This is a genomic window from Streptomyces sp. DSM 118878 (assembly GCF_052936595.1).
This window is the reverse complement of the sequence record NZ_CP193622.1, coordinates 6,937,059-6,956,473: the sequence shown is the minus strand read 5'-3', so window position 1 is coordinate 6,956,473 and position 19,415 is coordinate 6,937,059. Positions and strand designations below refer to the sequence as shown.

The window sequence follows — 19,415 nt, the reverse complement described above, 5'->3', positions numbered from 1 at the left end:
GCCCGAGGTGTAGATGACGTATGCGGGGTGGGCGGGGTGCGAGGGAGCCGTGCGGTCGGCGTCCGTCGGGGCGTGGTCGGGGCGTGCGCCGATGGCCGACCGGGTCTCCTCGGCGTCCAGTCGTACGACGCGGTCGGAGCAGTCCTCCGGGAGGGCGCCGGCGGCTTCGGACGTGGTGAGGAGCAGGGCCGGTGACGCCTCCGCGACCATCATGGCGATCCGGTCGGCCGGGAAGTCGGGGTCGACCGGGAGGTAGGCCGCGCCGGCCTTGAGCACCGCGAGCATGGCCACGATCAACTGCTCGGTGCGGGGCAGCGCGAGGGCCACGTACCGCTCGGGGCCGCAGCCGTGGGCGATGAGGTGGTGGGCCAGCCGGTTGGCGGCCGTGTCGAGCTCGCGGTAGGTGAGGGTACGGCCCTCGTACTCGACCGCGGGCGCGTCGGGTGTGTGCGCGGCCCGCTGTGCGATCAGCTCGCTCGGCGATCCGGTGGTCGGCGCCGCGGGCAGCGTGGTCGCGGTGTCGTTCCAGTGGGACAGGACCCGCTCGCGCTCGTCCGGTTCCAGTACGTCGAAGTCCGCGATGGCGGTCCCGGGCGCCTCCGTGGCCGCGTCCAGGATCCGCAGCAGGCGGTCGGCCATGGACCGTGCGGTGCCGAGGTCGTAGAGGTCGGTACCGAATTCCAGGGAGCAGCCGATGCCCTGGGCGCCCGCGTCCCGGGCGGCGCGCCGCTCCTTGATGGTGAGGTAGAGGTCGAACTGCGCGGTGCTGGTGCCGACTTGGCGTGGGCGGGCGGTCAGGCCGGGGAGCCCGTCCAGGTCCCGGGTCCCGCCTTCGGCGGAGGCCAGCATGATCTGGAAGAGGGGGTGGCGGGCGAGGGAGCGTTCGGGGTTGAGCTCTTCCACGAGGCGCTCGAAGGGCAGGTCCTGATGGGCGTAGGCCGCGAGGTCGGTCTCGCGCACCCGCTCCAGGAGCTCGGCGAACGTCGGCTCGCCGGACAGGTCGTTGCGCAGCACCAGCGTGTTCACGAAGCAGCCCACCAGCCGCTCCACCGCCTCGTCCGTACGACCCGCCACCGGCGTCCCGATCGGCACGTCCGTCCCCGCACCGAGGCGCGAGAGCAGCACCGCCAGAGCCGCCTGCACCACCATGAACACACTCACCCGATGCTGGAGCGCCACCTCCACCACCCGCGCGTGCAGCTCCACCGGGACCTCGAACTCAAGGCGCTCACCCCGGTACGACGCCACCGCGGGACGCGGCCGGTCCACCGGCAGCACCAACTCCTCCGGCAACCCCGCCAGCGCCTCACGCCAAAACGCCAACTGGCCCCCCAGCAACGAATCCGCATCGTCCCCGGACCCCAGCACCTCCCGCTGCCACACCGCGTAGTCCGCGTAGCTCAGGGGCAGTTCGGCCCACTGGGGGGCCGCTCCGGAGCAGCGGGCGGTGTAGGCGGTGGCCAGGTCGTCGCTGAGGACGCGTACGGACCAGCCGTCGGCCGCGATGTGGTGCACCAGGAAGAGCAGGACGTACCGGTCGTCCGGCAGCTCGAAGAGCCAGGTGCGGCAAGGGGCTTCCGTGGTCAGGTCGAAGGGGTGCCGTGCGGCGCGGGCGAGTTCCTCGTCGAGCCGTTCGGCGTCGACGCGGACGGCCGTGAACTCGGGCGTGACGTCGTCGCGGATGATCTGGTGGGCGCTTTCGGAGTCTTCGGCGAAGACGGTGCGCAGCGGGGCGTGGCGTGCCACCACGTCGGCCAGCGCGGCCCGCAGCGCGGCCCGGTCCAGGTGTCCCGAAAGGTCGAGCACCAGGGGGAGGTTGTAGGTGGCGGCGGGCCCCTCGAAGCGGTGCAGGAACCACAGCCGTTCCTGGGCGAGGGAGAGCGGCAGCCGGTCGGGGCTGGTCTCCGGCCGGGTGACCCGGGTCCGTGCCGCGGCGGTGCTGTCGAGCACGGCGGCCAGTTGCGCGACGGTGGTGTTCTCGAACACCTGCCGGATGGCGAGTTCGGCGTCGAAGACGGTGCGGACCCGGCTGACCAGCCGCGTCACCAGCAGCGAGTGCCCGCCCAGGTCGAAGAACGAGTCATCCACACCCACCCGCGGAACACCCAGCACCTCCGCGAACAGACCGCACAGGATCTCCTCCCGCGGACCACGCGGCAGCCGCCCCGCACCCACCCGGTACTCCGGAGCGGGCAACGCCCCACGATCCAGCTTCCCGTTCACCGTCACCGGCAGCCCGTCCAACACCACCACCGCCGACGGAACCATCCCCTCCGGCAACTTCCCCGCTACCCACTCACGCACCACACCCCCATCCACCACACCACCCGCGACCGCCACCACATACGCCACCAACCGCCAGTCCCCCACCCCCTCCTCACGCGCCACCACCACGCACTGCCCCACACCCGGAGCAGCCGCCACCACCGCCTGAACCTCACCCAACTCCACCCGCTGACCACGGATCTTCACCTGGTCATCCACGCGCCCCACGAACACCAGATCACCCGACACGGTCCACCGCACCAGATCCCCGGTCCGGTACATCCGCGCCCCGGCCACCCCGAACGGGCACGCCACGAACCGCTCCGCACTCAACCCCGCCCGGCCCCAATACCCGTGAGCCAACTGCACGCCCGCCAGATACAACTCACCCACCACACCCGGCGCCACCGGACGCAGACCACCGTCCAGCACGAACACCGACGTGTTCCACACCGGACGACCCATCGGCACCGACACACCACCCCCCGCACCGCCGGTGCACTCGAAGTGCGTCACCTCGATGGAGGCTTCCGTGGGGCCGTAGAGGTTGTGCAGCCGGGCGTCCAGTACGCCGGTGAAGCGGTCACGCAGTTCGGCGGGGAACGCCTCGCCGCTGCAGAAGACGCGGGTGAGGGACGTGCACTCCGCGGCGGCGGGCTCGGAGAGGAACGCGCCCAGCATCGACGGCACGAAGTGCACGGAGGTGATCTTCTCCTGGCGGATCACGTCCGCCAGGTAGGCCGGGTCACGGTGCCCCTCGGGCCGCGCCACCACCAGGGTCGCGCCGGTGATCAGGGGCCAGAAGAACTCGGGGACGGAGACGTCGAACCCCGCGGGTGTCTTCTGAAGGAGCCGGTCGCCGGCGGCGAGGGGGTCCTGGGACTGGAGCCACAGGAGGCGGTTGACGATGCCCTGGTGCGGCACCACCACACCCTTGGGACGCCCCGTCGAACCCGACGTATACATCACATACGCCGCACCCCCCGGCAACGCCCGCGGCACGAACCCGCCCGCCGAACCCGCACCCACCCCCTCCACACACACCACCGGAACACCCGGCACATCCACCGACACACCCGACACCGTCAACAACAACGCCGGCGCCGCATCCCCCACCACATACCGAACCCGCTCCACCGGATAATCCACATCCACCGGCACATACGCACCACCCACCTTGTGCACCGCCAGCAAAGCCACCACCAGCTCCACCGACCGAGGCACCATCACCCCGACCCGATCCCCCACCCCCACACCACGCGCCACCAACAACTCCGCCACACCACACGCACGCGCGTCCAACTCCGCATACGACAACGACACACCCTCGAACACCAACGCCACCGCATCAGGCGTCCGACCCACCTGCTCCACGAACAGATCAGCCAACGACACCGACGGCACCACCGCCCCCGTCGCATTCCACTCCACCACCACCCGCCGCGACTCCTCACCCGACAGCACATCGAGATCGGACACGGAGCGTTCGGGGTCGCGGATCAGCGCGTCGAGCACCTTCGCGAGCCTGTCGAGCACCGCTTCGGCGCCGGCGCGGTCGAAGGTGTCGGGGCGGTGGTCGAGCCGGAAGCCGAGCCGGTCGCCCGGGGCGGTGATCAGCGCCAGCGGGTAGTGCGTGGCGTCCCGGTTGTCCACCCGTTTGACGTGCAGGGACCCCGTGGACGTACGGCGGCCCGCCCCGCTGGAGGGGTAGTTCTGGAAGACGCAGAGCGTGTCGAAGAGTTCGCCGACGCCGGCCTGGCGCTGGATCTCGGCGAGTCCGATGTGCTGGTGCGCGAGAAGGAGGGACTGCTCGCTCTGGAGGCGTCGCAGCATCGCGGTCAGGGACTCGTCGTAGCGGATGCGGTGCCGCAGCGGCACGGTGTTGATGAACAGGCCGACCATCGACTCGACGCCCGCCACCTCGGGCGGGCGCCCGTTGACGGTGACGCCGGTGACGACGTCGTCCCGACCGGTCATGGCGTTCAGCACCAGGGCCCAGGCGCCCTGCACGACGGTGCTCAGGGTGAGGCCGTTCTCCCGTGCCCAGTTCAGCAGGGCGGTGGTGTCCGCCTCGGTCAGTTCCAGGCGTACCTCTTCGGGTACGACGGGGTCGCGGTCGGCGCCGGGCGCGACGAGGGTGGCGTCGGTGATGCCGTCGAGCGCCTCGCTCCAGGCGCGGACGGCCTCGTCGCGGTCCTGCCGGGCCAGCCAGCTCAGGTAGTCGCGGTAGGGGCGCACGGGAGGCAGCTCGTCGGTGGCCCCGCGGCTCTCGTACAGGGCGAACAGCTCGCGGGCCAGGACGGGCTGGGACCATCCGTCGAACAGCAGGTGGTGGCTGGTCAGCAGGAAGCGGTAGGTTCCGCCGCCGAGCCTGAGCAGGGTGCAGCGCATCAGGGGCGGCCTGGAGAGGTCGAAGCGGCGTATCCGGTCCTCGGCGACGATGCGGTCCGCCTCGGCGATGCGCTCGGCCTCGGGCAGGCCGCTCAGGTCGGTCTCCTGCCATACGGGTTCGACGTCGCGCAGCACCAACTGCGCCCAGTCGCCCGACTTGCGCTCGCGGAAGCAGGCGCGCAGGGCGGCGTGCCTGCGCAGGAGGCCGCCCACGGCGGCCCGCAGGGCGCCGGTTTCCAGGGGTTCCGCCAGCTCGAACACCGATTGCGCGGTGTACACGTCGTTGCCCGAGCGGTCGTAGACGCTGTGGAAGAGGAGGCCCTCCTGCAACGGCGAGAGCGGGAGAATGTCCTCGATGGTCCGCGGCTGTCGGCTCATTTGTGCGTCTCCCACTCCTGGGTCAACTCTTCTTCGAACTCGTCGATCTCGTTCTGGTCGATCGTCGAAAGGCCCACGTCGGACGGGGTGAGCCCGCCGGCGTCGGGGCGTTCGGCGTGTGTGGCGAGGGACTGGAGCGCCCGGAACCACAGGCGGGCCAGTTCTTCGACCCGGTCTTCGGTGAGCAGGTCCGCGGCCCACGTCCAGACGGCGGCCAGTTCGGGCCCGCGGGGGGTGTCCCGGGCGGCGGCGTTCAGTTCGAGCACATGCGGCAACGGCATGCGCGGGTCGTGGTCGGGGCCGGTGTCGACGCCCGCCTCGATGGTCCAGTCGGCGGGGTCCTGGTCCGTGCCCACGGCGTACCGGCCCAGGTAGTTGAAGCCGATCTCCGGCTGCGGGCGGGCGGCCAGCGGGCCCGCGGTGCGGGGGTCGAGGTAGCGCGCGAGTCCGTAGGCCATGCCGCGGTCGGGGATGGCGCGGAGCTGTTCCTTGACCTGTTTGACGAGGTCGCCCGCGGCTGGGCCCGCGGCCCACGCGTCGGACAGGTCGATGTCGCCGGCCCGCAGGCGCACGGGGTGGATGCTGGTGAACCAGCCGACGGTGCGCGACAGGTCGGCGCCGCCCGCGAACTCCTCCTCCCTGCCGTGTCCTTCGAGGTCGAGCAGGACCTCGGCGGCGGCCCGCCCCGGGCGGCCCGCGCCGTGCGGGCCCGACGGGTCCTGCCATTCGGCCATGGCGAGGGTGAACGCGGCGAGGAGCACTTGGTCGGGCCCCGCGCGGAAGGCGGCGGGGACGGAACTCAGTACGGCCTCGGTGACATCCGGCGGCAAGGTCACCGAGAGGTGCCGGGCGGTGGCGTAGGTGTCGCGCGCCGGGTCCAGGGGGCGGGTGCCGAGTGGCGGCGCCGAGGGGGCGAGGATGTCCTGCCAGAGCGCGAGTTCGGTGCCGTCGGGGCGGTCGCCGGCGAGTTCGGTCAGCCGGTGCGCCCAGCCGCGCAGCGAGGTGCCCACCGGCTGGAGCCGCGGGGTGCCGCCGGAGGCGCAGCCGTGCCAGGCCTCCGCGAGGTCCGGCAGGAGGATGCGCCAGGAGACGCCGTCGACGGCGAGGTGGTGCACCACCAGGAGCAGCCTGCCCTGCCGGTGCGGTCCCGCGTCGAACCACACGGCCTGCACCATCACCCCGTCGCGGGGTGCGAGCCGGGCGCGGGCCGCGGCTCCCTCCCGTGGGATCAGGGCCCGTATGTCCTCGTCGTCCATGGTGGAGACGTCGACCCGGTGCAGCACGTCGGCCGCGCGCGGGCCGGGGCCTTCGGGGACCTCCAGTCGCCAGCCCGGGGCGCCGAGGCCGACGATGTCGCCGCTGTCACCACCGCCTTCGGTGACGTGGAGCGTCATGCGCAGGGCGTCGTGGTGGTCGAGGACGGTCTGCAGCGTCCGTGCCAGCCTGTCGGGGTCGGCGCCCGCGGGCACCCGCACCATCTGCGACTGGCTGAAGTGGTCGGTCGGGCCGCCCAGTTCGGCGAGCCAGTGGGTGATGGGCATGAGCGGTACGTCGCCGGTGCCCTTCACGTACTTCTCGGTGTCTCCCGCCCCTCCGTCGACGTCGGACGCGGCATGGGCCAGGGCCGCGACCGTCTGGTACTCGAAGACGTCGCGGACGGAGAGCTGGAGTCCGGCGCGGCGGGCCCTGCTGACGAGCTGGATGGCCATGATGCTGTCGCCGCCGAGCCCGAAGAACCCCTCGTCGGCGCCGACCTCGTCCTGGCCGAGCACCTCGGCGAACAGGGCGCACAGCGCTTCCTCGCGGGGGGTGGACGGGGCGCGACGTCCGGTGCCGCCGCCGTATTCGGGTCGCGGCAGCGCCTGTTGGGCGATCTTGCCGTTGGGGGTGAGGGGCAGGGCGTCCAGCGGCATGACGGCCGTGGGCACCATGTGGCCGGGCAGTTCCCGCGCGAGGTGTTCCCGCCAGGCGGCCGGGTCCGGGTCGGCCGCGGCGCCGGTGGCCGGAACCGCGTAGGCGACGAGGCGTTTGTCCCCGGGGCGGTCCTCGCGGACCACGACGGTGCACTGGCCCACCCCGGGATGGCGGGCGAGTACGGCCTCGATCTCACCCAGCTCGATACGGAAACCACGGATCTTGACCTGGTGGTCGGAACGGCCCAGATACTCCAGACCCCCACCACGCAACCGCCGGGCCAGATCACCCGTGCGATACATCCGCGAACCATCAGCCGCGAACGGATCAGCGACGAACCGCTCCGCCGTCAACCCCGCACGATACAAATACCCGTCCGCAGGCGCCCGCCCACCGACATACAACTCACCCGCCACCCCCACGGGAACCGGCCGCAGCCACTCATCCAGAACATGCACCCGCAGATCCGGAATACCCACCCCGATCACACTGCGCGCACCACCCCGCACCGACGACGCGTCCAACGGCAGATACGTCACATGCACCGTCGTCTCAGTGATCCCGTACATGTTCACCAAAACCGGCGACCGATCACCATGACGGCCATACCAGTCCGCCAGCCGAGAAGGCTCCAACGCCTCACCACCGAACACCAGATACCGCAGCGCCAGCCCACGACCCACCTCAGGCCGCTCGGCATCCGCCGCACTCAACTGATGAAACGCCGACGGCGTCTGATTGAGGACCGTGACCCCCTCCCGCACCAACAGATCAAGGAAATCCGCCGGCGACCGGCTCACCTCGTGCGAGACCACCACCAGCCGGCCACCCCGCAGCAACGGCCCCCACAACTCCCACACCGAGAAGTCGAACGCGAACGAGTGGAACAACGTCCACACATCATCCGCACCGAACCCGAACCAGCCATCCGTCGCACCGAACAACCGCACCACATTCTGATGCGCCACCACCACACCCTTGGGCCGCCCCGTCGAACCCGACGTATAGATCACATACGCCGGATGCTCCGGCACCACACACCCACGCCGGCCCACCACACCCACCACCGGCAGACCCGCCAACTCCGCCACCGTCACCGGATCATCCAGCACCAGCGGCTCACCGGCGATGTCGTCCGGCAGCCCCGTGACGACGTCGGCGCTCGTCAGCACCTGGACAGGACGGCAGTCCAGCAGGGTGTGCCGGATGCGGTCGGCCGGATACGCCGGGTCCACCGGCACATACGCCGCGCCCGCCTTCAGCACGCCGAGGACCGCCACGACCAGGTCCGCCGACCGAGGAAGAGCCAGCGCGACGAAGTCGCCCGGCCGCACACCCCGGTCGATCAGGAGGTGCGCCAACCGCTCCGCGCGCGCGTCCAGCTCCGCGTACGACAACGACACGTCCTCGAAGACCACCGCCACACGCTCCGGCGTCCGCGCGGCCTGCGCCTCGAACAGCGCGGGCAGCGTCGAGCGCACGCCCTCGGGCGGCAGCTCGGCGCCCATGGCCCGAAGGCCGTCATGCTCGTCCTCGGTCAGTACGTCCAGTGCGCCGATGCGCCGGCCGGGCTGTCCGGCGGCGGCCGTCAGGACGCGGACCAGGCGTTCGCCGACCGAGCGGGCGGTGGGCCGGTCGTAGAGGTCGGTGCGGTACTCCAGGACGCCGCGCAGACCGCCGGGGCCGCCCTGCGCGGTGTGGCACTCCTCCAGGGCGAAGGCGAGGTCGAACTTCGCCGCGCGCGTGCTCACCGGGTACCGGGTGACGGCGAGGCCGGGCAGTTGGCCGATCGTGTCGAGCGCGGACTGCCGGTCGGAGGTGTCGACCCGCAGGGACACCTGGAACAGCGGGTGGCGGCCGAGCGAACGCTCCGGGTTGAGCGCGTCGACCAGCCTCTCGAAGGGGACGTCCTGGTGGTCGTAGGCCGTGAGGTCGGTGGCGCGGACCCGGTCGAGCAGTTCCGTGAACGTGGGGTCGCCCGCGGTGTCGGTGCGCAGCACCAGCGTGTTGACGAAGAAGCCGATCAGGTCCTCGACGGCCTCGTCGTCGCGCCCGGCCACCGGTGTGCCGATCGGCACGTCCGCCCCCGCGCCCAGCCGGGTCAGCAGCGCGGCGAGCGCCGCCTGCACCACCATGAACAGGCTGGCTCCGCTCTCCCTGGCCAGCCGCAGCAGGCTCTGGTGCACCTCGGCGGGCACGTCGAAGCCGACCTCGTCTCCGTCCTCCGAGGCGACGAGCGGGCGGGGGCGGTCGGTGGGCAGGGCCAGTTCGGCGGGCAGGTCCGCGAGCTCGGCCGTCCAGTGGGCCAGTTGGCGGGCGACCGGGGACTCGGGGTCGTCCTCGGAGCCGAGCCGCGCCCGCTGCCACAGGCTGTAGTCGGCGTACTGGACGGGCAGCGGTGCCCAGTCGGGGGCGTTGCCCTCGCTCCGCGCCGCGTAGGCGGTGACGATGTCGCGGGCGAGGGGCAGCAGTGACCAGCCGTCCGTGGCGGCGTGGTGGATCACCAGCAGCAGTACGTGCTCCTGGGGGGCGAGGGCGAACAGCCGGGCCCGCAGGGGTGTGTCGGCGGTCAGGTCGATGCCGGTGCGGGCCGCGTCGGCGAGCCGCTCGGCCAGTCGCTCCTCGGTGATGTCCTCGACGGGCAGTCCGGGCCGGGCCTCGGCCGGGGAGAGCACCTTCTGGTACGGACCGTGCTCGTCCTCGGCGAATACGGTGCGCAGCGACTCGTGGCGTTCGGCGAGGTCGGACAGGGCTGCCTCAAGGGCCTCGCGGTCCACGTCGCCGGAGAGCCGCAGCGCCGCCGGAATGTTGTAGGCGGGGCTGGGGCCCTGGAGGTGCTGGAGGAACCACAGCCGCTGCTGTGCGTACGAGAGGGGGACGCGCCCGGGGCGTGGCTCGGCGCGGGTCAGGGCGGTGCGGGCACGGTCGGCGGACGAGAGCAGGGTGGACAGTCCGGCGACGGTGGGCGACTCGAACAGCGTACGTACCGACAGTTCGGCCTTGAGGGCGCCGCGGATGCGGCCGACCAGTCGGGTGGCGAGCAGGGAGTGGCCGCCGAGGGCGAAGAAGTCGTCGTCGACGGAGACCTCGGGGACGCCGAGGACTTCGGCGAACAGCGTGCAGAGGATCTCCTCGCGGGGGTTGCGCGGCGCCCGGCCTCCGGGGGCGGCACTCGTCCCGGAGGCGGCACTCGTCCCGGGGGCGGGCAGCGCCTTGTGGTCGAGCTTGCCGTTGGGGGTCAGGGGCAGGGCGTCGAGCGTGACGAACGCGGAGGGGACCATGTAGTCGGGGAGCGCGGCCGCCGTGTGCTCGCGGAGGGCGGCGTGGTGCACGGGGCCGGCCGTGGGCACGCTGTAGGCGACGAGGCGTTTGTCTCCGGGGCGGTCCTCGCGGACCACGACGGTGCACTGGCCCACCCCGGGATGGCGGGCGAGTACGGCCTCGATCTCACCCAGCTCGATACGGAAACCACGGATCTTGACCTGGTGGTCGGAACGGCCCAGATACTCCAGACCCCCACCACGCAACCGCCGGGCCAGATCACCCGTGCGATACATCCGCGAACCATCAGCCGCGAACGGATCAGCGACGAACCGCTCCGCCGTCAACCCCGCACGATACAAATACCCGTCCGCAGGCGCCCGCCCACCGACATACAACTCACCCGCCACCCCCACGGGAACCGGCCGCAGCCACTCATCCAGAACATGCACCCGCAGATCCGGAATACCCACCCCGATCACACTGCGCGCACCACCCCGCACCGACGACGCGTCCAACGGCAGATACGTCACATGCACCGTCGTCTCAGTGATCCCGTACATGTTCACCAAAACCGGCGACCGATCACCATGACGGCCATACCAGTCCGCCAGCCGAGAAGGCTCCAACGCCTCACCACCGAACACCAGATACCGCAGCGCCAGCCCACGACCCACCTCAGGCCGCTCGGCATCCGCCGCACTCAACTGATGAAACGCCGACGGCGTCTGATTGAGGACCGTGACCCCCTCCCGCACCAACAGATCAAGGAAATCCGCCGGCGACCGGCTCACCTCGTGCGAAACCACCACCAGCCGGCCACCCCGCAGCAACGGCCCCCACAACTCCCACACCGAGAAGTCGAACGCGAACGAGTGGAACAACGTCCACACATCATCCGCACCGAACCCGAACCACTCATCCGTCGCACCGAACAACCGCACCACATTCTGATGCGCCACCACCACACCCTTGGGCCGCCCCGTCGAACCCGACGTATAGATCACATACGCCGGATGCTCCGGCACCACACACCCACGCCGGCCCACCACACCCACCACCGGCAGACCCGCCAACTCCGCCACCGTCACCGGATCATCCAGCACCAGCAGTCGTCCGCCACCGGTTCCCTCCGGCAGCCGGTCCGCGACGCCCGTGGACGTCACCGTCACCTCGGGCCGGCAGTCCCGCAGCACATGGTCCATCCGGTCCACCGGATACGCCGGGTCCACCGGCACGTACGCCGCGCCCGCCTTCAGCACGCCGAGGACCGCCACGACCAGGTCGACCGAGCGGGGCAGCGCCACCGCGACGAACTGACCCGCTGACACACCCCGGTCGATCAGCAGGTGCGCCAGCCGCTCCGCGCGCGCGTCCAGCTCCGCGTACGACAACGACACGTCCTCGAAGACCACCGCCACACGCTCCGGCGTCCGCGCGGCCTGCGCCTCGAACAGCGCGGGCAGCGTCGAGCGCACGCCCTCGGGCGGCAGCTCGGCGCCGGCCACGCGTTCGTCGTCGGCCAGCACGTCCACCAGCGCCACCCGCTCGGTCGGCGCCGCGGTGACGGTGTCGAGGAGCCGCAGCAGACGGTCGGCCATGGACCGTGCGGTCTCGGGGTCGTAGAGGTCGGTGCTGTACACCAGCGCGGCGCGCATCCCGTCGGGGGCGCCGTCCGTGGTGTGGCGCTCGGCGAAGCCGAAGACCAGGTCGAACTTGGCGGAGCCGGTCCAGGCTGTGCCTTCGCCGACGGACAGGCCCGGCATCGCCCGGCCGATCCGCTCATGGGCGGAGCCTTCGGTGTCGAAGGTGAGGGTGACCTGGAAGAGGGGGTGGCGGGCGAGGGAGCGTTCGGGGTTGAGCTCTTCCACGAGCCGCTCGAAGGGCAGGTCCTGATGGGCGTAGGCCGCGAGGTCGGTCTCGCGCACCCGCTCCAGGAGCTCGGCGAACGTCGGCTCGCCGGACAGGTCGTTGCGCAGCACCAGCGTGTTCACGAAGCAGCCCACCAGCCGCTCCACCGCCTCGTCCGTACGACCCGCCACCGGCGTCCCGATCGGCACGTCCGTCCCCGCACCGAGGCGCGAGAGCAGCACCGCCAGAGCCGCCTGCACCACCATGAACACACTCACCCGATGCTGGAGCGCCACCTCCACCACCCGCGCGTGCAGCTCCACCGGGACCTCGAACTCAAGCCGCTCACCCCGGTACGACGCCACCGCCGGACGCGGCCGGTCCACCGGCAGCACCAACTCCTCCGGCAACCCCGCCAACGCCTCACGCCAGAACGCCAACTGGCCCCCCAGCAACGAATCCGCATCGTCCCCGGACCCCAGCACCTCCCGCTGCCACACCGCGTAGTCCGCGTACTGCACGGTGAGCGGCGTCCAGTGGGGTGCCGTGTCGTTCAGCCGGGCCGTGTAGGCCGTCGCCAGGTCCTCGGCGAGTACGGGCAGGGTCCAGCCGTCGCCGGCGATGTGGTGGAGCAGGAGCAGCAGTTTGTGCTCGTCCGCCGCCGTCTCGAAGAGGGTGACGCGCAGCGGCGGTTCGGCGGCGATGTCGAATCCCGTGCGCACCGCCGTCTCGATGTGCCCGCGCACCTCGGACTCATCGGCGCCGACGAGGCGGACGACCGGAAGCTCGGGGCGGGCGGGTTCGCGTATGCGCTGGTACGGCCCTTCGGAGTCCTCGGCGAAGACGGTGCGCAGCGGCGCGTGGCGTGCCACCACGTCGGCCAGCGCGGCCCGCAGCGCGTCCCGGTCCAGGTGTCCCGAGAGATCGAGCACCAGGGGGAGGTTGTAGGTGGCTGCGGGCCCTTCGAAGCGGTGCAGGAACCACAGCCGCTCCTGGGCGAAGGAGAGGGGCAGCCGGTCGGGGAGCGGCCCCGCGGTGATGGGGACGCGTCCGGTCTCCGCGGTCTCCAGGGCCTCGGCGAGCCCCGCCACGGTGGGTGTGCGGAAGACGCGCTGAATGGGGAGTTCGGCGTCGAAGACGGTGCGGACCCGGCTGACCAGCCGCGTCACCAGCAGCGAGTGTCCGCCCAGGTCGAAGAACGAGTCATCCACACCCACCCGCGGAACACCCAGCACCTCCGCGAACAGACCGCACAGGATCTCCTCCCGCGGACCACGCGGCAACCGCCCCGCACCCACCCGGTACTCCGGAGCGGGCAACGCCCCACGATCCAGCTTCCCGTTCACCGTCACCGGCAGCCCGTCCAGCACCACCACCGCCGACGGAACCATCCCCTCCGGCAACTTCCCCGCTACCCACTCACGCACCACACCCCCATCCACCACACCACCCGCGACCGCCACCACATACGCCACCAACCGCCAGTCCCCCACCCCTTCCTCACGCGCCACCACCACGCACTGCCCCACACCCGGAGCAGCCGCCACCACCGCCTGGACCTCACCCAACTCCACCCGCTGACCACGGATCTTCACCTGGTCATCCACACGCCCCACAAACACCAGATCACCCGACACGGTCCACCGCACCAGATCCCCGGTCCGGTACATCCGCGCCCCGGCCACCCCGAACGGGCACGCCACGAACCGCTCCGCACTCAACCCCGCCCGGCCCCAATACCCATGAGCCAACTGCACGCCCGCCAGATACAACTCACCCACCACACCCGGCGCCACCGGACGCAGACCACCGTCCAGCACGAACACCGACGTGTTCCACACCGGACGACCCATCGGCACCGACACACCACCCCCCGCGACGGCGGGGAAGTAGGTGACGTCCACCGACGCCTCGGTCGGCCCGTAGAGGTTGTGGAGCTGGGCGCCCACCACCTCGTGGAAGCGGTCGCACAGCTCACCGGGGAGCGCCTCACCGCTGCTGAACACCCTCTTCAGGGAGGGGCAGTCGCCGGCGGTCGGCTCCGTCAGGTGGACCCGCAGCATCGACGGCACGAAGTGCAGGGTGGTGATCTCCTCCCGGCGGATCACGTCCGCCAGGTAGGCCGGGTCACGGTGCCCCTCGGGCCGCGCCACCACCAGGGTCGCGCCCGTGATCAGCGGCCAGAAGAACTCCCACACGGACACGTCGAAGCCGGCCGGTGTCTTCTGGAGGACCCGGTCGTCAGGCGTGAGCCCGTATGCGTGCTGCATCCACAGGAGGCGGTTGACGATGCCCTGGTGCGGCACCACCACACCCTTGGGACGCCCCGTCGAACCCGACGTATACATCACATACGCCGCACCCCCCGGCAACGCCCGCGGCACGAACCCGCCCGCCGAACCCGCACCCACCCCCTCCACACACACCACCGGAACACCCGGCACATCCACCGACACACCCGACACCGTCAACAACAACGCCGGCGCCGCATCCCCCACCACATACCGAACCCGCTCCACCGGATAATCCACATCCACCGGCACATACGCACCACCCACCTTGTGCACCGCCAGCAAAGCCACCACCAGCTCCACCGACCGAGGCACCATCACCCCGACCCGGTCCCCCACCCCCACACCACGCGCCACCAACAACTCCGCCACACCACACGCACGCGCGTCCAACTCCGCATACGACAACGACACACCCTCGAACACCAACGCCACCGCGTCAGGCGTCCGACCCACCTGCTCCACGAACAGATCAGCCAACGACACCGACGGCACCACCGCCCCCGTCGCATTCCACTCCACCACCACCCGCCGCGACTCCTCACCCGACAGCACATCGAGATCGGACACACGACGGCCCGGATCGGCGCACACCTGGTCCAGGACGCGCAGGAGACGGTCAGCGAGGGCGCGGGCCGTCGCCGGGTCGAAGAGTTCGGTGCTGTACTCCAGGCCGCCGTACATGCCGGCCGGGGTGCCGTCGGCGGTGAAGCGCTCGCCGAGGTCGAAGGAGAGGTCGAACTCGGCCGTGCCGGTGTGGCTCGGCAGCAGTTCGGCGTCGAGCCCCGAGAGCCGGCTGAGCGCGTTGATCCCGTCGTGGCGGTAGGTGTTCTGGAAGGCGAGCATCACCTGGAACAACGGGCTGCGGGACAGCGACCTGACGGGGTTGAGCTCCTCGACGAGGCGCTCGAAGGGCACGTCCTGGTGGACGTACGCGGAGAGGTCGGTCTCGCGGACGCGGGCGAGGAGTTCGCTGAAGGCGGGGGCGCCGGACACGTCGGTGCGCAGCACCAGGGTGTTGACGAAGACGCCGACCAGTTCCTCGACGGCCTCGTCGGTGCGCCCCGCGATCGGCGACCCGATCGGGATGTCGTCGCCGCCGCCGAGCCGTGAGAGGAGGGCCGCGAGGGCCGCCTGCACGACCATGAAGACACTGGCGTGGTGGGCGCGCGCGAGGGTGACCATCCGGCCGTGCAGCTCGGCGGGCACGTCGAACTCGAAGTGGGCGCCCGCGCCGGTGGCGACGGCGGGCCGGGGCCGGTCGACGGGGAGCGGCAGCTCCTCGGGCAGGCCGGCCAGGGCTTCCTTCCAGTAGGCCAGTTGCCGGTCCGCGAGGCTTTCGGGGTCGCCGGGCGTACCGAGCGCGTCCCGCTGCCACAGCGCGTAGTCGGCGTACTGGAAGGGCAGCGGGTCCCAGTCGGGTGCGTTGCCCCGCTGGCGGGCGGCGTAGGCGGTGGCGATGTCGCGGACGAGCCGCTCCATGGACCAGCCGTCCGCGGCGACGTGGTGGACCACGAGCAGCAGTACGTGCTCGGTGTCGGCCGTCCGGAAGAGCCGGGTGCGCAGCGGCGGTTCGGTGGACAGGTCGAAGCGCTCACCGGCCACGCGGTCGAGACCGGCGTCGAGGTCCGCGGGCCCGATGGGCGTCACCGGGAGGGACGGACGGGCCTCCTCGGGGCTGAGTACGGTCTGGCGCAGCCCTTCGGAGTCCTCGGTGAGGAGGGTGCGCAGGGGCTCGTGGCGGTGGACGACGTCCGCCATGGCGGCGTGCAGCGCCGCACGGTCCAGGGTGCCGGAGAGCCGGAGAGCGGCCGGGACGTTGTGGGTGGCGTTGGTGTCCTGGTCCTCCATGCGGTCCAGGAACCACCAGCGGCGCTGCCCGTAGGAGGCGGGTATGCGTGCGGGCCGCGGCCCCGCGGAGCGCGGGGGCTCGCCGACGGCGCCCGCGGATGCCAGGGCGAGGGCGAGGCCCGCCGGGGTGGGCGTGTCGAAGAGCTGGCGGACGGTCGTCTCGGCCCGGAAGGCGGCCCGGACGCGGGAGATGAGCCGGGTGGCGAGCAGGGAGTGCCCTCCCAGGGCGAAGAAGTCGCTGTCGGGGCCGACGTGCGGCAGGCCGAGCACCCGGGCGAACAACTCGCAGAGCAGCTCCTCCTGCGGGGTGCGGGGAGCGCGGGCGGGGGCGTCGTCGGCGTACTCGGGCGCGGGGAGCGCCTTGCGGTCGAGTTTCCCGTTCGGGGTGAGCGGGATGGCGTCCAGGAGGACGACGGCGGACGGGACCATGTACTCGGGCAGGACGTCGGCGAGCTGCTCGCGCAGCGAGTCCGGATGGGCGCCGCCCGCGGGGACGGCGTATCCGACGAGTCTGATGTCCCCGGGCCGGTCGCTGCGGGCGATGACGACGGCCTGGGCGACCTCCGGCAGTTGGGCCATGGCGGCCTGGATCTCGCCGAGTTCGATGCGGTGGCCGCGGATCTTGACCTGGCCGTCGGCGCGGCCCACGAACTCGACCGTGCCGTCGTGCCGCCGGCGTACGAGGTCGCCCGTGCGGTACATGCGTGCGCCGGTGGCGCCGTGCAGGGGGGCGAACGGGTCGGCGACGAAGCGTTCGGCGGTGAGGCCCTGGCGCTGCCAGTAGCCGCGGGCCAGCCCCGTGCCCGCGATGTACAGCTCGCCCACGACCGTCGGCGGGACGGGGCGCAGGGCGCTGTCGAGCACGTAGGCACGGGTGTTCCAGAAGGGACGGCCGACGGGTACCGGTCCGTCCGGGGTGGGCTCGCCCGGCTCCAGGCGGTGGTCCAGACAGTTCACCGTGGCCTCGGTGGGGCCGTACGCGTTGTACACCACGGCGTCCGGGTGCCGGCGGCGCCAGGTGTCGAGGGCGCTGCCGTGCAGCGCCTCGCCGCCGATGATGAGGGTGTCGCTGGGCGACGCGGCGTCGGGGAGGGCGTCGAGGAGCTCCAGATGGCTCGGGGTGACCTTCATGAAGGAAGGCCGCTGGCCGGCGTCCGCGGTCTCCTCGTCCAGCTCGCCGATGCGGACGTGGCCGCCGCTGACGAGCGGGGTGTACAGCGCGGTGACCGTGAGGTCGAAGGCGACCGGGGAGTGCAGCAGGGAGCCGCCGGCCGCGGCGGGGTATGCCTCGCGGGCCCGCTGGAGGTAGGCGGTCAGGGAGCGGTGCTCGACCACGACGCCCTTGGGGCGGCCGGTCGATCCCGAGGTGTAGATGACGTACGCGGGGTGGTGCGGCAGGAGCGGTGCGGTGGGCCCGCGGTCGTCGGCCGCGGGGCCGCCCGGCCCGTCGTGCGCGGCGGCGGTGGTGTCGGGCACGTCGATCAGTACGCGCCGGGACGCGGGGCCCGGGACGCGGTCGGCGAGCCGGGTGCCGGTGACGATCAGCGCCGGTTCGCAGTCGTCGATCATGTACTGGACGCGGTCGGCCGGATAGTCGGGGTCGACCGGCACATACGCGGCGCCCGCCTTGACCACGGCGAGCAGCGCGACGACCAGTTCCGGGGAGCGGGGCAGCACCAGCGCGACGAACTTCTCGGGGCCCGCCCCCTCGCGCCTGAGCCGCCGCGCGAGACGGTCCGCGCGCTCGTCCAGTTCGGCGTAGGTGAGGACCTGCTCGCCCGAGGTGACGGCCGGGGAGTCGGGGGTGCGCCGTACCTGGTCGGCCCAGAGGACGGGCAGGGTGGTCGCGGGCACGTCCTTGGCGGTGTCGTTCCACTCCACGACGGCGCGGCGGTATTCGTCGGTGTCCAGCAGGTCGGCCCGGCCGATGGGCCGGGAGGTGTCGGCGACGAGCCGGGAGAGGTGGGCGAGGAACCGGTCGCGATGGGCGTGGAGCTCGGCGTCGCTGTACAGGGCGGGATGGGCGTCGAAGTCGACGCGGATGCCGCCGGCGCCGTCGGGGGTCCCGCTGATGTGTACGGACAGGTCCCGCACCCGGCCGGTGGAGAGCTGGCGTGCCGTGGCGGTGGTGCCCCCGAAGTCCAGGGACTGCTCGTGGCCGACGACGTTGACGACGGGGCCCGCGAGCGGGTTCGTGGCGTTGCGCGCCAGGTCCCGGTGGATGTCCTCGCCGCGGTAGCGCTGGTGCTTGACCGCAGCCAGCACCTGCCGCGCCACGTGCGCGGTCAGGTCGGCCATGGTGTCGGACGGCCGCACACGGATGCGCAGCGGTACCTCGTTGGCGAGCATGCCGGGGGTGGTGAGGGCGGCGCGGCCGGTGCGCGCGGCGATCGGGAATCCGATGAGGACGTCGGACACGGAGGTCAGCCGCTGGAGGTAGGCGGCGAAGGCGGCGGTGAACACCACGGTCCAGCGGGTGCCGGCCGCCTTGGCCGCCGCCGTGAGGGCGCTGACCTGCTCGTCGGAGAGCCGGGTGGCGGCGCGCAGGTCGCTGTGGGCGGGGGGTGCGGAGCCCGGTGCGAGGCGCGGGGCCTCGGGGGCGTCGGCCAGGGCGTCCCGCCAGTACGCGCCGTCCCGCTCGTGGACGGGCGAACGGCGGTACGTGGTGTCCTCGTCGAGGAGCTGGGACAGGGGCCCGAAGGGGGTGGTGGGTGGTTCGGCGCCCCGCGTGTACGCCGTGTACAGCTCCGCGATCCGCCGGCAGTGCAGGATCTGGCCCCAGCCGTCGAGGACGATGTGGTGGTAGCGGAAGGCGAGCAGGTGGCGGTCGGGCGCGACGCGGATCAGGGTGTGTCCGTAGAGCGGCCCGCGGGTCAGGTCGACCGGTACGGCCAGGTCGGCCTTCATCCTGGCCAGGGCCGCGGCGTACGGGTCGGGCTCGCCGCTCAGGTCGGCGTGGTCCAGCGGTGCGGTGCCGGGGAGGGTCTCCTGCCACAGGCCCTCGTCGTCCTCGCCGAAGCGCACCCGCAGCGCCTCGGTCTCTTCCACGGCGCGGGTGACGGCGCGCTCCATGAGGTCCGGGTCCAGGGGCGCGTCGATGTCGAAGAACACGCCGCAGTTGTAGAGCGGCCCGGCCGGCTCCAACTGCTGTGCCACCCAGACACCCAACTGTGCGGCCGACGCACGGTGACGCGTGGATCCACCCTCGGACAT

At 71.9% G+C, this 19,415-nt stretch carries 2 protein-coding genes (1 of these 2 only partly in view); both read right to left on the bottom strand.

Annotation, left to right across the window (positions count from 1 at the left end):
* Positions 1-5,034: the beginning of a non-ribosomal peptide synthase/polyketide synthase gene (locus tag ACRAKF_RS30680; RefSeq protein WP_447040837.1), read on the bottom strand. The gene continues 12,438 nt to the left of window position 1, outside the view; 5,034 of the gene's 17,472 nt are visible here — the first part of the coding sequence; its start codon is at positions 5,032-5,034; its stop codon lies beyond the left edge, outside the window.
* Positions 5,031-19,415 (bottom strand): amino acid adenylation domain-containing protein, encoded by a 14,385-nt coding sequence (locus ACRAKF_RS30675; protein ID WP_447040836.1) that lies wholly within the window; start codon positions 19,413-19,415, stop codon positions 5,031-5,033. Before ACRAKF_RS30675 ends, ACRAKF_RS30680 begins: the two co-directional genes overlap by 4 nt.